The sequence below is a fragment of the Polaromonas sp. genome, from assembly GCF_049790275.1.
Taxonomy (GTDB): domain Bacteria; phylum Pseudomonadota; class Gammaproteobacteria; order Burkholderiales; family Burkholderiaceae_C; genus Polaromonas.
In genome coordinates this window covers 1-15,131 of record NZ_JBAQYR010000143.1, presented here as the reverse complement: position 1 = coordinate 15,131, position 15,131 = coordinate 1, and the positions used below count along the sequence as shown (strand labels likewise).

12 protein-coding genes are annotated in these 15,131 nt (G+C 63.8%); 6 read left to right on the top strand and 6 right to left on the bottom strand.

Annotated features, from left to right (window positions below):
• Nucleotides 1-384: 384 nt before the first annotated feature.
• Nucleotides 385-1,626: a urate hydroxylase PuuD gene (locus WA904_RS19570; protein ID WP_425198801.1), complete on the top strand. Its 1,242-nt coding sequence runs from the start codon at nt 385-387 to the stop codon at nt 1,624-1,626.
• A gap of 220 nt (nt 1,627-1,846) precedes the next feature.
• The gene (locus tag WA904_RS19565; RefSeq protein ID WP_425198800.1) at nt 1,847-2,983 is read left to right on the top strand and encodes an ABC transporter substrate-binding protein; all 1,137 of its coding nucleotides are present in this window, start codon (nt 1,847-1,849) and stop codon (nt 2,981-2,983) included.
• Nucleotides 2,984-2,997: 14 nt separating this feature from the next.
• Here the strand turns inward: WA904_RS19565 and WA904_RS19560 are convergent, their stop codons facing one another.
• Nucleotides 2,998-3,933 (bottom strand): LysR family transcriptional regulator, encoded by a 936-nt coding sequence (locus tag WA904_RS19560; RefSeq protein ID WP_425198799.1) that lies wholly within the window; start codon nt 3,931-3,933, stop codon nt 2,998-3,000.
• A gap of 101 nt (nt 3,934-4,034) precedes the next feature.
• Here WA904_RS19560 and WA904_RS19555 point away from each other — a divergent pair, with 101 nt between their 5' ends.
• From WA904_RS19555 to WA904_RS19545, 3 genes are all read left to right on the top strand, one after another.
• Nucleotides 4,035-5,120 (top strand): tartrate dehydrogenase, encoded by a 1,086-nt coding sequence (locus WA904_RS19555; protein ID WP_425198798.1) that lies wholly within the window; start codon nt 4,035-4,037, stop codon nt 5,118-5,120.
• Nucleotides 5,121-5,163: 43 nt separating this feature from the next.
• The gene (locus WA904_RS19550; RefSeq protein ID WP_425198797.1) at nt 5,164-6,144 is read left to right on the top strand and encodes a tripartite tricarboxylate transporter substrate binding protein; all 981 of its coding nucleotides are present in this window, start codon (nt 5,164-5,166) and stop codon (nt 6,142-6,144) included.
• 87 nt (nt 6,145-6,231) lie between these two features.
• Nucleotides 6,232-7,548, top strand: coding sequence for a glycerate kinase type-2 family protein (locus WA904_RS19545; protein WP_425198796.1), 1,317 nt, complete (start codon nt 6,232-6,234; stop codon nt 7,546-7,548).
• Between the two features lie 208 nt (nt 7,549-7,756).
• On the opposite strand, the gene WA904_RS19540 is transcribed toward WA904_RS19545, so the two are convergent.
• The 4 genes from WA904_RS19540 to WA904_RS19525 form a co-directional block, all read right to left on the bottom strand.
• Nucleotides 7,757-8,176 carry an acyl-CoA thioesterase gene (locus WA904_RS19540; protein WP_425198795.1) on the bottom strand — a complete coding sequence of 140 codons (420 nt, stop codon included), beginning with the start codon at nt 8,174-8,176 and terminating at the stop codon, nt 7,757-7,759.
• 138 nt (nt 8,177-8,314) lie between these two features.
• Nucleotides 8,315-9,298: a Bug family tripartite tricarboxylate transporter substrate binding protein gene (locus WA904_RS19535; RefSeq protein WP_425198794.1), complete on the bottom strand. Its 984-nt coding sequence runs from the start codon at nt 9,296-9,298 to the stop codon at nt 8,315-8,317.
• 30 nt (nt 9,299-9,328) lie between these two features.
• Nucleotides 9,329-10,936 carry an indolepyruvate oxidoreductase subunit beta family protein gene (locus tag WA904_RS19530; RefSeq protein WP_425198802.1) on the bottom strand — a complete coding sequence of 536 codons (1,608 nt, stop codon included), beginning with the start codon at nt 10,934-10,936 and terminating at the stop codon, nt 9,329-9,331.
• Nucleotides 10,937-10,938: 2 nt separating this feature from the next.
• Nucleotides 10,939-13,104 (bottom strand): thiamine pyrophosphate-dependent enzyme, encoded by a 2,166-nt coding sequence (locus tag WA904_RS19525; RefSeq protein ID WP_425198793.1) that lies wholly within the window; start codon nt 13,102-13,104, stop codon nt 10,939-10,941.
• A gap of 95 nt (nt 13,105-13,199) precedes the next feature.
• Between WA904_RS19525 and WA904_RS19520 the strand changes: the two genes are divergently transcribed.
• On the top strand, nt 13,200-14,099 hold the full coding sequence (locus WA904_RS19520) for a LysR family transcriptional regulator (protein ID WP_425198792.1): 900 nt from the start codon (nt 13,200-13,202) through the stop codon (nt 14,097-14,099).
• A 23-nt stretch (nt 14,100-14,122) separates the two neighbouring features.
• Here WA904_RS19520 and WA904_RS19515 read toward each other — a convergent pair.
• On the bottom strand, nt 14,123-15,131 hold a 1,009-nt coding region (locus tag WA904_RS19515), incomplete at its 5' end, for an amidase (RefSeq protein ID WP_425198791.1).

Genomic DNA, 15,131 nt, shown 5'->3' with positions numbered 1-15,131 from the left:
GGGTGAAAACAGTGCCAATCAAGGCGCGCGACGACGCCCAGACTGGGCGTCTGGGTTAGGAGTGCAACGCCGAGTGGCGCTGTTTTCACCCCGTTCCCTCCGGGTTGCGATCAAAAAGGCCCTGCGCGGCGTTGCAAAGCCTTGTCGGGGGCCTACCCCGACGGCGTTTTGCGCCTTGCTCAGCGCCTTTTTGACTCGCAACGCATCTTGCATAAATAGCGTTAGCAGGCCCTGGTTCGCATACACTTTTGCGATCCGGTCGCAGCGGAGCGGGATGGCTTGCAAGCCTGTCCTTGTTCGTGGCCTTTTGTCTGCTTACAGTGCCCGCGGTGGTGAGCAGCTTCCAATCATGGCAGGCCTTGCCTGTCCCATTGAGGTCATCGGATGGAAAGTTATCTTATCGATTGGGCCAACCTGCTGCTGCGCTGGGTCCATGTCATCACCGCCGTCGCCTGGATCGGCTCCTCGTTCTACTTTGTTTTTCTCGATTCGAGCCTGACGCCGCCGGTCGATGAAGACCTTCAGCGCCAGGGCGTGAGCGGGGAACTCTGGGCCGTGCACGGCGGCGGTTTCTACCATCCGGTCAAGTTTGCGGTGAAGCCGCCCGAACTGCCCGGCCACCTGCACTGGTTTTATTGGGAAAGTTACAGCACCTGGCTCACGGGGTTTGCGCTGTTCACCGTCTCCTACCTCTGGAACGCCGGCACCTACCTGGTCGACAAATCGCTGATGAACTGGTCGTCCGGCGCGGCCATCGGCGTGGCGCTGTCCTTTTTTGTGGTGTTCTGGATGCTGTACGACGGCATTTGCCAGCTGTTCGGCAAGCGCAAAAACGGCGATGCCATCGTTGGTGCATTGGTGCTGGTGCTGGTGTGTGTGGCGTCCTGGCTGGCCTGCCACTGGTTTGCCGGCCGCGCCGCATTCCTGCTGGTGGGCGCCATGATCGCCACTGCGATGAGCGCCAACGTGTTCTTCTGGATCATTCCGGGCCAGCGCAAGGTGGTGGCCGCCATCAAGGCGGGCGAGCCGGTGGACCCGGTGCACGGCCAGCGCGGCAAGCAGCGCAGCGTGCACAACACCTACTTCACCTTGCCGGTGCTGTTTGCCATGCTGAGCAACCACTACAGCTTCACCTGGGGCCACCCGCAGAACTGGCTGGTGCTGATTGTCATGATGCTGGCCGGCGCGCTCATCCGCCAGTTCTTCGTCATGCGCCACGGTTACAAGCTCGGCCGCAATGGCAACCCGCTGCCGTACGCGCTGGTCGGGGTGGCACTGATTTTCGGCGCGATTGCCTGGATGAAGCCGCCGGCGCAGGTAGCCAGCAGCCAGGTTGCTACTGATTCAATAGCCGTCAGCGCAGGTGCGGCAGGGGCTGGAGGTAAAAATGACTATATAAATCTGCAGAAAGTGCTGGAGCAGCGCTGCTACATCTGCCACGGGCCTCAGGTGCAGATGAAAAACGTCCGGCTCGATTCGCCCGCCCTGCTGCGGCAGCATGCGCAGGCGGTGTACCTGCAGGTGGTGGTCAGCAAGACCATGCCCATGAACAACGCCACCGGAATCACCGAGACCGAGCGCGACATGGTCCGTCAGTGGTTTGAAGCCGGGGCCAAAACACCGTAAAGAACGGCGATTTGTATCACTGTCATGCATTCGGATGGTCGGGCGGCGCTACCGTTTGTGTTTTTTCGTCAACACGCTGATCCGGGCCGTTGTTTCTTGGTAATTCCGCTTATCGACTTTGCCCTTTGCACATGCTTCAATCTGTAACCGGAGCAGGTTTTGCTGCGGTCATCAGGCGTCCGGCGACACATGTGCTGGCCCGATCATCGAGGAGACATTCATGATGCGTATTCAATCCATGGTTCGCGTGCTGGGAACGGCAAGTGTGATGGCTGCCTCGCTCGCGGCGGGCGCAGCACAGATTGTGGTGGGGCAGGTCGCGCCGCTGTCCGGGCTGGAAGGCACGCAGGCGCGCGCCTACTCGGCCGGTATCCAGCTGGCGCTGGACAAGGCCAACAAGGCTGGCGGCGTCAATGGGCACACGTTTACGCTGGTCCGCAAGGACGACGGCGGCCGGCCGGCAGACACCCTGGCCGGCACCAAACAGCTGCTCAGCGAGAATCGCCCGCTGGTGCTGGCGGGTTACTTCGGTGACCGCCAGATTGGCGAGCTGGTGGGTTCGGGCCTGCTGGAGAAGGAAAAAATCCCGCTGGTGGGTTACCGCGTCAATGAGATCCGCCCCGAGACGCCCCTGCTCTATAGCGTGCGTGCCAACCTGCGCGATGAAATCAACAAGATCACCGAGCACCTGGTCACGGTGGGTGTCACGCGCCTTGGCCTTTTTTATCCGGACGGGGCGGGCGCGGCCACGCTGCTGGCCGCCATGGAAGAAGCCGTGAAGGCCCGGAATGCCAAGCTCACCGCCAAGGCCACGTATGTGCAGGGAACCAACAAGGTTCCGAATGCCGTGGTGGACGTGTTCATCGCTGCCGCACCGCAGGCCATCATCATCGTCTCCAGCGGGGCGGCCGCCGCGGCCTTCATTGAAAAATACCGGCTCGACGGCGGCACCGCACAGCTGTTTGCCCATTCGGGCGCGGACATCGAGCAGATATCCCAGCGCCTGGGGGAAGAGCAGATGAAAGGCGTGGCCATCACGCAGGTCACACCCAATCCCTACAAGGTTTCCGGGCGCCTGAGCAAGGAGCTTTCCGATCTGGTCCGCACTGCGACGCCGAAGATCGAGGTGCCACTCAGCTACGCGATGATGGAAGGCTACATCGCCGGCAGTGTGATTGTCGAAGCCGCGCGCCGCATGGGCCCCAAGGTTTCGCGTGAAGGCCTGGTCGGCGCGCTGGACGGCCTGGACAACTTCGACCTGGGTGGCTACAAGGTGGGCTTCCGGCCGGGCATGCGCGCCGGTTCGAAGTTTGTGGAGCTGACCATCATCACCGACACCGGGCGCATTCGGCAGTAAGGTTCCGTGGCGGCCTACCAGCGGCTGACCAGGCCCGCTGCGCGCGTGGAGGATTTTTCAAAGTGACCGGCCAGGTAATCCACAAAGGCGCGGACCCGGGCCGACACCTGGTGCCGCTGCGGATAGACCGCATGGATGTCGGCCGGCGGGGTTTGGTAGTTTTCCAGCACCTGGCGCAGGCGGCCGCTGCGCAGGTAGCGTGCGATGTCCCATTCGGCCCGCATTACGATGCCGTGACCCGCCAGCGCCCAGTTGACGGCAATCTCGCCGTCGCTGGTGCTCAGGTTGCCGCGTACCTTCACCGTCTCCGTCCGTTTGCCTGAGCCGAGGCGCCAGATGCCGTAGGCCTCATCGCCCTGGCGTATGCCTATGCAGTTGTGCTGCGTCAGGTCGTTCGGTGCCCTGGGTGTGCCGTGTTTCGCCAGGTAAACGGGCGCGGCGCACAGCAGGCGGCGGTTCGGTGCCAGCTTGCGGGCGATCACGCGGGCTTCGGGCGGCTCGCCAAAACGCACACACACGTCAAAAGCATCGTCGCTGACCGGCGGCGGGTTGACCGTGAGCTGGAGCTGGACCTGCATGTCAGGGTGCAGCTTCACGAAGCCGGAGATCAGCGGCGCAATGTGGCTGCGGCCAAAGCCCAGGGTGGCGTTGACGCGCAGCAGGCCATGGGGCGCTGCTGCGGCGCTGGAGACCAACTGCTCCATGTCGTCAATCTCGGCCAGGATGCGCCGCGCGTGGCTCAGGTAGATCTCGCCTTCGGGGGTGGGGCTGATGCGGCGCGTGGTTCGGTTGAGCAGTTGCACGCCCAGCCGCGTTTCCATTTGTGCGAGGCGCTTGCTGATGGCCGGCGTCGTCACGTCCAGCTCGCGTGCCGTGGCCGAAAAACTTCCGCAACGTGCCAGCAGGCTGAAAAAGGCCATCTCGGAAGGGGCGGAGGCAGGTGTGCTCATTATTAACCCAAAGTAAACAATGGGATAACTTTAGTAGGATCTGTTGAATCCGGCAACCGGTAAAGTGCTTCTTCACTGTTCACCGATTTCGAGGAAACCTGATGAAGATTTACAAGATTGCCTGCATCCCCGGCGACGGCATTGGCAAGGAAGTCGTTCCGGCGGGCCAGCAAGTGCTGCAGGCCCTTGCAGCCACGCAAAATTTCGGTTTCACCTTCACGTCTTTTGGCTGGGGTGGTGACTGGTTCCGCCAGCATGGCGAAATGATGCCCGCTGACGGCCTGGATGCCCTGCGCGGCATGGACGCCATCCTGTTCGGCTCTGCGGGCGATCCGCATATTCCCGACCACATCACGCTGTGGGGTTTGCGCCTGAAGATCTGCCAGGGGTTCGATCAGTACGCCAACGTGCGGCCGACACGCATCCTGCCCGGCATCGACGCGCCGCTCAAGCGCTGCACCCCGAAAGACCTCGACTGGGTCATCGTGCGTGAAAACTCCGAGGGCGAATACGCCGGCGTCGGCGGCCGCGTGCACCAGGGCCACCCGATCGAGGTGGCCACCGACATGTCCATCCTGACGCGTGCCGGGGTCGAGCGCATCATGCGTTTTGCGTTCCGTCTGGCGCAGTCCCGTCCGCGCAAGCTGCTGACCGTGGTGACCAAATCGAACGCCCAACGACACGGCATGGTGATGTGGGACGAGATCGCGCTACAGATCAGCAAGGAGTTTCCGGACGTCACCTGGGACAAGGAGCTGGTTGATGCCTGCACCGCCCGCATGGTGAACCGGCCCGCGTCGCTGGACACCCTGGTGGCGACCAACCTGCATGCCGATGTGCTGAGCGACCTGGCCGCCGCACTGGCGGGCAGCTTGGGCATCGCACCGACCGGCAACATTGACCCCGAGCGCCGCTACCCCAGCATGTTCGAACCGATTCACGGGTCGGCCTTCGACATCATGGGCAAAGGCCTGGCGAATCCGGTCGGCACCTTCTGGAGCTGCGTCATGCTGCTCGAGCACCTGGGTGAAAACGTGGCGGCGCAGCGCCTGATGCAGGTCATCGAAACCATTACCGCCAACCCGGCCCTGCACACGCGTGACCTCGGCGGCACTGCGACGACCGTACAAGTCACCGACGCGGTCTGCGCTTTGCTGGCCGGCAAGCAGCAGGCACGCGCGGCCTGAAGCATTTTCCCGGCGGCATTCACATAAAGAAGGAGACAACAGCATGAAATTGAACATCAAGCAATGGATAGGCATCGCCTGCCTGGCTGCAGCGCCCGCTGTCATGGCGCAGGCCACTTCGACGGGCTCAGGACAGGCCTGCCCCGACAAGAACCTGCAGTACTGGCAGGCCTTCCCACCCGGCGGCGAGTCGGACCTGTCGGCGCGCCACCAGCAGATGGTGCTGAAGAAAAAATGCGCGGCCATCGAGACCATCATCCAGTACAAGGCTGGTGCAGGTGGTGCGCTGATGTGGTCGCAGATGAACAGCCTGCCCGGCGACGGGCTCAACATCGTGGGCATCAACCTGCCGCACATCGTGTTCCAGCCCATCGAAGGCCTGGTGCAGTACAAGACGCAGGACATCACGCCGGTGTTCTGGTTCCATTACACGCCCGACATCCTGGTGGTGCCCGAGCAAAGCCCGATCAGGAACTTTGCCGACTTTCTCAAGGCCGCCAAGGCCGACCCCGGCAAGCTCAGCTTGGGCGGCTCCGGCCAGAACTCGGCCAACCATGCGGCCCATGAGCGCATGAATGCGGCCTTCGGCATCAAGACGATTTACGTGCCGTTCAAGGGAACCGGTGACATGGCCACCTCGGTCATGGGCGCGCAGGTCGACGGTGCGATGACCTACACCGCGTTTGCCATCAACAACAAGACCCGCATCAGGCCGCTGGCAGTGGCCATGGAAAAGCGCCATCCGCTGATGCCTGATGTGCCGACTTTCAAGGAGCTGGGCGTGGATTGGGTCGACGGTGCTTACCGCGGCATCGGCGTGCCGAAAAACACGCCACCTGAAGCCCGCAAGAAGATTTCCGACATGTGGGCCGCCTTGAACAACGACCCCGAGATGAAAGAGCTCGCAGCCAAGAGCGGCTTCGAGCTGGTCAACGTGGGCCTGGACCAGATGGACGCGTTCATGAAGGACAAGACCCGCCTGTACACGGAAGGTGCGCAGCGGCTGGGCCTGGGCAAGAAGTAGGCGGTCCGGCAGCCCGTGGAAGGGCTGCACCGTCAGGCAGGGTTACCGGCAGGTTACGGCGGCACAATACGGGGCAGGAGACATTGAATGACTGCACCCGATCCCGCCACCCATCCGCGCCAGTTTCTCGAGCATCTGTACAACGCCGCTGTCACACGGGCCCTACCGCTGCACAACACGGCGGCCTGCCTACCCCAGCCGCCCAAGGGAAGAACTCTGGTGATCGGTGCGGGTAAGGCCGGCGGCTCCATGGCGCAGGCTGTTGAAGCCCTGTGGCCGGCCGATGCGCCGCTCGAGGGCTTGGTGGTCACGCGTTACCACCACATTCCCCCGCGTCCCGCCGGCCTGCCGCAGCGCATCGAGATTGTCGAAGCCGCGCACCCGGTGCCCGACGCGGCCGGTCTTGCAGCCGCGCAGCGCATTCTCCAGATGACGCAAGGGTTGACGAAGGACGACCTGGTGCTGTGCCTGATCTCAGGCGGCGGCTCGGCCCTGCTCACCTTGCCCGCCGAGGGCTTGAGCCTGGAAGACAAGCAGGGCATCAACAAGGCCCTGCTCAACAGCGGCGCCAACATCGGCGAGATGAACTGTGTGCGCAAACACCTGTCGCGCATCAAGGGCGGGCGCCTGGCAGCAGCCTGCGCCCCGGCGCGTGTGGTGACATTGACCATCAGCGATGTACCGGGCGACGACCCTTCCATCATTGCCAGCGGCCCCACCGTGCCCGATGCCAGCAGTTGCGCCGATGCACTGGCCATCCTCAAGCGTTATGGCATTGCCGTTCCCGCGGAGGTGTTGTCCCGGCTGGAAAGCGGGGCGCTGGAAACGCCCAAGCCCGGCGATCCGGCGTTCGAAGGCCACGAAGTTCACATGATGGCCACACCCCAGCAGTCGCTGGAGGCTGCGGCCGTGGCTGCACGCGCGGCAGGGCTGGAGGCGCACATCCTCAGCGACGAGATGGAAGGCGAGTCGCGCGAGGTCGGCAAGGTGCATGCGGCGCTGGCGCGCGCGGTGGCGCTCAGGGGCCAGCCCTTTCGCAAACCCTGTGTGATTCTGAGCGGTGGCGAAACCACCGTGACCGTCAGGCCTCGCCAACCCGGCGACGCCAAAGGCCGCGGCGGACGGGCCGGCGAGTTCTGCCTCGGCCTTGCACTGGCCTTGCAGGGTCAGCCGGGTGTGCATGCGCTGGCGGCCGACACCGACGGTATCGATGGTGTGGAAGACAATGCCGGCGCCTATGTGGCGCCAGACACCTTGCAGCGCGCCACGGCCCAGGGCATGAAGATCAATGGTTTCCTGGACCGCAACGACGCCTATGGCTACTTCGAGCCGCTGGGCGATCTGGTGGTGACCGGGCCTACCCACACCAATGTCAACGACTTCCGTGCGCTACTGATTTTGTAGCCCGAGCGCAGTGTCGCACGCTAGCTGGGACATAAAACCGCGTCTTTTGCGCCATGGCCGCGTTGCAAATCCTCGCGATACCGCGGGTATCGCTGTGGTTTGCGCCTTGCCCTGACCCAAAATCCATCGCTTTTATTTGTCCCATCCAGCATTCAACACTGCGCTTGGCGCCTGCCAGACAAGGGCTGGAGGCCGATTTGGCCTGAAGCTATTCGCAGAGGCTGCGGATCTCCGGCGGAATCGGCAGGGCGCGGATGGCTTCGGGGTTGTCGGCACGCCGGCCGGCGAAGATGCGCACCTCGTCGCATTCCATGATGGCTTCGTCGCCGCGCATGATGCGGTAGCGCTGCACAAAACTTTTCTCGCGCCATTCCGGAATCGTCACCTGGATGTCCAGCGTGTCGCCGTAAGTGGCGGTGCGCAGAAAGCGCGAATGCGTATCCACCAGCGGCGTACCGATCACGCCCAGCGTTTTTTCGGTTTCCTGCCAGGACGGCACGCCGCACTGCACAAAGAAATGGCGCGAGGCGGCGTCTATCCAGCGGAAGAAATTGGGAAACCACACGATGCGCGCCGGGTCGCAGTCGCCGAATTCAACGCGGATGGTGTGGGTGATCTGTTTGCTCATGGGTGAATTATGTCGTCAGGGTGGAGGTGAGCCACGAGAAAAAATCAAGCAGGGGCCGCGGAACCGGCTTAGCCGGGCCGCAGGCGCAGCGGCCCCTTCGGGGGACAGGGAGCTACACGCAGTGAGCGACCGTGGGGGCTAGTCACCCTTTATATTGCGCGCCTTAATCAGTGCCCCAAAGCGCGCACCGTCGATGGAGGCACGCATGTTGAAATCTGACGGCGACATCGGTGCAGGAACGCCACCAATGGCCATGATCCGGTCTTTCACCGCCTGTGATCCGAGGATCTTGTTGATCTCGCGGTTCAACCTGCCCACCACTTCAGCGGGTGTACCGGCAGGCGCGTAAAAACCGAACCAGGTGTCGGCATCAAACCCCTTGAGTCCGGCCTCTTCCAGCGTGGGCACGTCGGGAAACAGCGGGGAGCGTTTCGCACTGCCCACGGCCAGCAGCTTGAGTTTGCCGGCTTTCACGTGCTGCAGGCCGATGCCCGGATCAAACATGAAATCAAGCTGGCCGCCCAGCAGGTCCTGCATGGCCGGTGCTGCGCCGCGATAAGGCACATGCACGGCAAAAGTGTTGGTCTGGGCTTTCATCATTTCGGCCGCCAGGTGTGGCGAGCTGCCGTTGCCGGGCGTGCCGAAGGAGAGCTTGCCGGGATTGGCCTTCACATAGGCCAGGAACTCCTTCACGTTGTTGACCGGCATGGAAGGTTTCACTTCCAGGAAGACCAGCACGCGTGCGGCGGCAGCCACGGGCACCAGGTCCTTGGCCGGGTTGAAGGACATTTTGGGATACAGGTGCGGGTTGACCGACACCATGCCGCCCGAACTCATGAGCAGGGTGTAGCCGTCGGCCGACGCCTTTGCCACGGCTTCGCCGCCGATGTTGCCGTTGGCACCGCCGCGGTTTTCCACCACCACGGGTTGGCCCAGTGCTTTGGCCAGCGGCGTGCCGATGGCGCGCGCCAGCTGGTCGGCCGCGCCACCGGGCGGGAAGTTGACGATGACCTTGACCGGCTTGGTCGGCCAGGTCTGTGCGTGGGCTGCGGAAAACAGGCTGCTGGCGATCAGTGCCAGGGCCAGCAGGACACGGCGCCTGGGTTGGAAAAATGGTTTCACGATGTTGTCTCCTCTTTGGTGGTGAAAAAATCAGGTGCTCTTGACGGCACGCGGCTTGCGGTGGGGATTCTGGATCCATCGGATCGGCTGTGCTTTCACGGGGCGGGCGGGTGCGCCGTGGCTCACCAGCGTCTGGTCCAGCGCCTTGCCGGCTTCGTCCAGCAGTGCCGCATCGCGGGCTGCGGCAATGGCTGCCGCGCGCAGTTCGTGCGATGCAAAAGGCGCGCCCGTGGCCAGATGCTCCAGCACATGCATGAGGTTGTCCTTGCCGCGTTCGTTGGTGCTGCCATAACCCTTGATCAGCCGGCCGCACAGCGCGATTTCGTGGCCCAGCTGCCAGTGCTGCTGGGTGCCGCGCACCACGCCGGCCAGCCACTGGTCGATCAGCGCCTGCTCGGTGGCAAAGCGGCTGCCGCGCACGCGCAGCCACTTCAGGCTGGCAAGCAGGCGCAGGGACAACATGCCGAAGACCGAGTGCGTGCCCACCTTGAGCGGCAGGGCCCAGGGTGCCTTGCCGCTCGCCACTCGCTTGCGGTCCCAGCGTGTCACGCGCGCGGCCAGGCTGGCCGGCAGCAGCGCAGCAAACTCTGCGGCCCCCGGCTTGAAGTGGTCGTAGACCTGCAGCAGGTCATCGGCGCCGGCCTTGACCTCGCCATGCACGCGCCGCCAGCGGCTGGCGCTGCTTTTCAGGTCGGCCACACGCACGATGTCGTCGAACGCCATCCATAGTGCGAGCCAGCGCGCCATCTCGCGTGTGGTGGCATAGGCGTGCACCGCGGCCGGGTCGGCCAGCTGCTCAGCGGCCAGTACCTGGCGCAGGCGGCGGACATAAAGGTCAGCGTAGTCGCGGTCCTGGTAGGCCAGCATGCGTGCGTGACCCAGGGCAAGCATGTCATGCATTTCCGCCGGAAACATGCGAGACAAATCGGCCTCCAGCCCTTTGGATACGGGCGCAAGCAGCTCCTCTTCTGATAGCAAATTGGTGACAAGTTCGGTTTGCGTGCGCTGCGTCCGAACTTGTTCAAAAGCCTGGGCGAAGCCGCGCAGGCTGGCTTCGGCGCCCTTGCCGCCGTGCCGGATCACGGTCTCGTAGGCATCACGCGCAAAAGGCAGCAAGCCGCTGCCGGCGATCGCGCCCAGCATCACGGCGCTGACCACGGTGCCGCTGGTTTTGGCCATCTCGCCCATGTCAAACACATGGTGCTCGCGGCTTTGCGCTCGCACCACTTCCAGCAGCGGCGCGCTGTCGGTGCGGCCGTCGCCCGGCGCCATGCGCTCGGCCGTGGTGAAGGTGCGGCTGCTCGAGCTGATCACCAGGGTGCGCTGCGGCGAGCTCATGCCGTTGCCGATCTGCCTCGCGGTTTCCAGCAGCTCGGACGACACGATGCCGTCGAGTGCACCCGGCACCGGGTTCAGGCTGAACACCGGGCGCCTGCCTTGCAGTTCGGCCAGCGGTACCGGAAACACTTCCAGGTAATAGGTGGTGGCGCCGGTGCGTTGCGCCACGCCGGGGATGGAGGTGCTCTGCGCCGCGTAGCCGCTGGCCAGTGCGATGTCGACCAGCCATTCGGTCAGCACGCCGCCGCCTTCGCCGCCGAGCGCGCAGATCAGCAGGGTGATGGGTTTTTGTTGATGCATGTTCATGCTGTCTGCATGGCGCGGACCAGCGCACCGCGCACGCTGCCCAGCAGTCGTTCGTGCCACTTCGGGTTCTGGATCACTTCAGCACGGTAGAACGACGGACACAGGGTGGCAGCATGCGCATTGGCGCCGCACAGGCCGCAGCCGACGCAACCGTCGATCACCGTAGCCACCGGGTCCACCTTCAGCGGATCGGGATTGTCCTTGAGCGTCAGCGTGGGGCAGCCGGAGAGGCGAATGCACGCGTGGTCGCCATTGCAGACATCTTCATCCACACCGTATTTCACGCGCACCACACGCTTGCCTTTCTTGAGCAGGCCGGCCAGCCAGGGCTTGATGCGGCGCTGGCGCTCGAGCTGGCATTCACCCTCGGCAATGATGACTTTCAGGCCGTTGAAGTCGGTGGTGAACGCTTCATTGAGCGTCTGGCGCATCTCCTCCACGTGGTAGGTGTGCACCGTGCGCAGCCACTGGATGCCCAGGCCCTGCAAGGTTTTCTCGATGGTGGTGTTGGTCTCGGTCAGGCTTTGCAGCTTGTCGCTGGCGTTGAACTTGGCGTCGTCACTTGGCGTCGAGATGATGTCCTGCGTGCCGGTGGCGGAGGTGTAGCCGTTCTTGAAAATTAGCAGCACCGCATCGTCGCCATTGAACAGCGCCGACTGCACGCCGGTCAGCAGGCCGTTGTGCCAGAAGCCGCCGTCACCCATGATGGACAGCGTGCGTCGCGCCATCATCGGCGAGACACCGGCACGGCTGGCCAGGCTCATGCCGTAGCCCAGGATGGAATGACCAAACGAGAAAGGCGCAAAGGTGCCGAAGGCGTGGCAGCCGATGTCGGCCGCAATGTGCACCGGCCCCACGTCCTGTTGCGCCAGCTTGAGCGCGGAAAACACCGGCCGCTCGGGGCAGCCGATGCAAAAACCGGGCGGGCGCACCGGCAGCGCCTGGTTCAGTTGGGCCTCGATCTGTTTGCCCACCGCGCTGCGGCGTTCGGTATTGCCCTGCAGCCAGGTGGTGGCCGAGGCCGTATCCACATCCGTGACGTAGGTGGCCAGAAAGGAGGCGAGGCCTCCGGCCACCACCTCGACGGTGTATTCGCCGCCGGCGGGCAGCATGTCCTTGCCGTGCAGGCGTGTGTTGATGTCGCGCCGGCGCAAGAAGGTTGCGATTTCCTGCTCGATGTATTCGGGCTGGCCTTCCTCGACCACCATGACGGCGCGTTTGCCGAGCGTGAACTCGGCCACCTGCTCGGGCACCAGTGGATAGGTGACGTTGAGCACGAGGATGGGAATCCCGCTCTGGCCGAACGCGTCGCACAGGCCGAACTGCTGCAGCGCGCGGATCAACGCGTTGTAGATGCCGCCCTGCACGATGAGCCCGAGGTCCTTGCGCGGGCCATCCATCAGCTCGTTGAGCTGCTGTTCGACGATATAGCGTCGCGCCGCCGGAATGCGTTCTTCGCCTTTGAGCTTTTCGTGCCGGAAGGTAACTGGCGGATGAGCCAGCTTGGCGTAGTCGAAGGCGGCGGGTTCTTCCATCAACTGGCGTTTCGATATCGGGGGTGGCCGGTTGTCCTTGCACTCAAAGCTGCCGCGCACGTGGCAGGCGCGTATGCGCAACTCCAGAATGGCCGGCATGTTCGATGTTTCCGACAGCCGGAAACCGTGCTCGACCATCTCCACCATCTTGCCGAGGTCTGGCCGCGGGTCCAGCAGACACATGGTGGACTTCAACGCATAGGCATGCGTGCGTTCCTGGATCACGCTGGCACCTTCGCCGTAATCTTCGCCAACCACGATCAGCGCGCCGCCCAGCACGCCGGGGGAGGACAGGTTGCTCAGCGCATCGGCGGCAACGTTGGTGCCCACGATTGATTTCCACGTCACCGCGCCGCGCAAGGGGTAGTGGATGGAGGCACCCAGCATGGCTGCAGCAGAGGCTTCGTTGGCGCAGGCTTCGACATGCACGCCGAGCTCGTCCATATAGGGTTTGGCCTGCACCATGACGTCGAGCAGGTGCGACACCGGTGCGCCCTGGTAGCCGCCGACATAGGCCACGCCGGACTGGAGCAGTGCCTTGGTGATCGCGAGGATGCCCTCGCCGTGGAAGGTGTCGCCCGCGCCCATGCGCAGCGACTCAATTTCCTTGCTGAATGAAACTTCCAAGGCTGTCTCCGTGTTTTATTTCGTGGGAACCAGCGAGTTTGGGTTCCATTTGACTATCCATCAATAAAATAGCGAGACTATCTGGTATTCATTCAATGCATATAAAAGACATCGACCTGAACCTGCTGCGGCTGTTTGACGCGGTGTACCGCACGCGCAATGTGAGCCGCGCGGCAGAGCTGATGGACCTGACGCAGCCCGCCGCCAGCCAGGGGTTGACGCGTTTGCGCCTGCTGATCAAGGACCCGCTGTTTGTGCGTGCCGGGGGCGGCGTGCAGCCCACGCCCAAGGCTGACAGGCTGGCCGATGCCGTGCGCAGCGCGCTGGCCACGCTGGAGCAGGCGCTCAACGAGTCGGCATTGTTCGAACCGCTGCTCTCGCGCAAGGTGTTTCGCATCCACATGAGCGACATCGGCGAGGCCCGCTTCCTGCCTGAGCTGATGGCGGCGCTGCGCAAGCTTGCGCCTGGCTTGCGCATCGAGACCTCACCGCTGGCCAGCGCCGGGATTGCGCCTGCGCTGGACAGCGGACGTGTCGACTTTGCCTTCGGCTTTTTGCCTACGGTGAAAGACACGCAGCGTGTGCAGCTCCTGAAAGACCGCTACATCGTGTTGCTGCGTGAGGGCCACCCGTTTACCGGACGGCGGCGCAGCGGGCAGGCGCTGCTGGCCGCGCTGCGCCAGCTTGAGTTTGTGGCGGTACGCACGCACTCCGACACCTTGCGCATCCTGCAGATGCTGCAGCTCGAAGACCGGCTGCGGCTGACGACGGAACATTTCATGGTGCTGCCCTCCATCGTCAAGGCCACCGACCTGGCGGTGGTGATGCCGCGCAACATCGCGAAAATTTTCGCCGCAGACGGCGGCTACGCCATCGTCGAGCCCTCGTTTCCCCTGCGCGACTTCACGGTGTCGCTGCACTGGAGCAAGCGCTTCGAGGCGGATCCCGGGAACCGGTGGTTGCGCGGGGTGATTGAGGCCCTGTTCAAGGAATAGGGAAAGGCTTCAAGGTCCTGGTGCTAGACCGCCGTCATGCCACTGGATGACTTCTTCGAATCTCCGAATTCAGGCGGGTGCGTCACGATGGACTTGAGCTCGGGCCGTGCCGTGCGCAAGGCATCCACATTCGGCTTGGTCCGGCGCAGTGCAGGCATGGATGCAAACGCCTGTTCCAGTGCCTGGGCTGCTGCCATCAGCTGAGCGTCGCCGCGCAGGCGGCCGATGACCTGCAGGCCGAAGGGCATGCCGTGTTCATCGCTGCCGCAGGGCAGTGACAGCGCCGGGTTGGTCGCCAGCGTGACGACATAGGTCAGGCCCAGCCAGTGGTAGTAGTTGCGCATGGCCTGGCCGTCGATGTTGCCGGCGTAGAGCTCGGTCCAGGGGAAGGAGGTGACCGGTGTGGTCGGCGCGAGGATCAGGTCGTAGTGCTCAAAAGCTTTCGCAAAGCGGCGTGAAACGCGGGTTTGCTCCAGGTGCGCCCAAGCCCGGTCGGCCAGGGTGATGGCCGCGGCAATGTCCATGTTGGCGCGCACATTCGGGCCCAGTGTTTCGGGTTCGTTCTTCCAGGTGTCGGCAAAGGCGGCTACAAAACTTTCGGCACGCAGGATGTCGAAGGCGCGGTCGGCGTCACCCAGCTGCAGGTCTACCGGCTCGCAGCTGGCCACCAGCGGGCGGATGGCCTCGACGCGTTGACGGAACACGCGGCGGATTTCCGGATCGACGATGCACAGGCCGAAATCTTCTGTCGTGCCCACGCGCAGCGTCGAGAGGTCCACCTCTTTGAGTGGCCACATCGATGCGGCGTCTACCGGATACGACAACGGGTCTCGCGCGTCATGGCCCACGCTGGCGGCAAACATCAGTGCGGTGTCGGCCACGGTGCGTCCCATGGGACCCAGCACGGAAATGACAGACCAGCCCAGCGGCCGGGCGTCATTGGCCACCAGCCCGGGCGAAGGGCGCAGGCCCACCACGCCGCACAGCGCAGCCGGTATGCGCAGCGAACCGCCCGTGTCCGAGCCGGTGCAC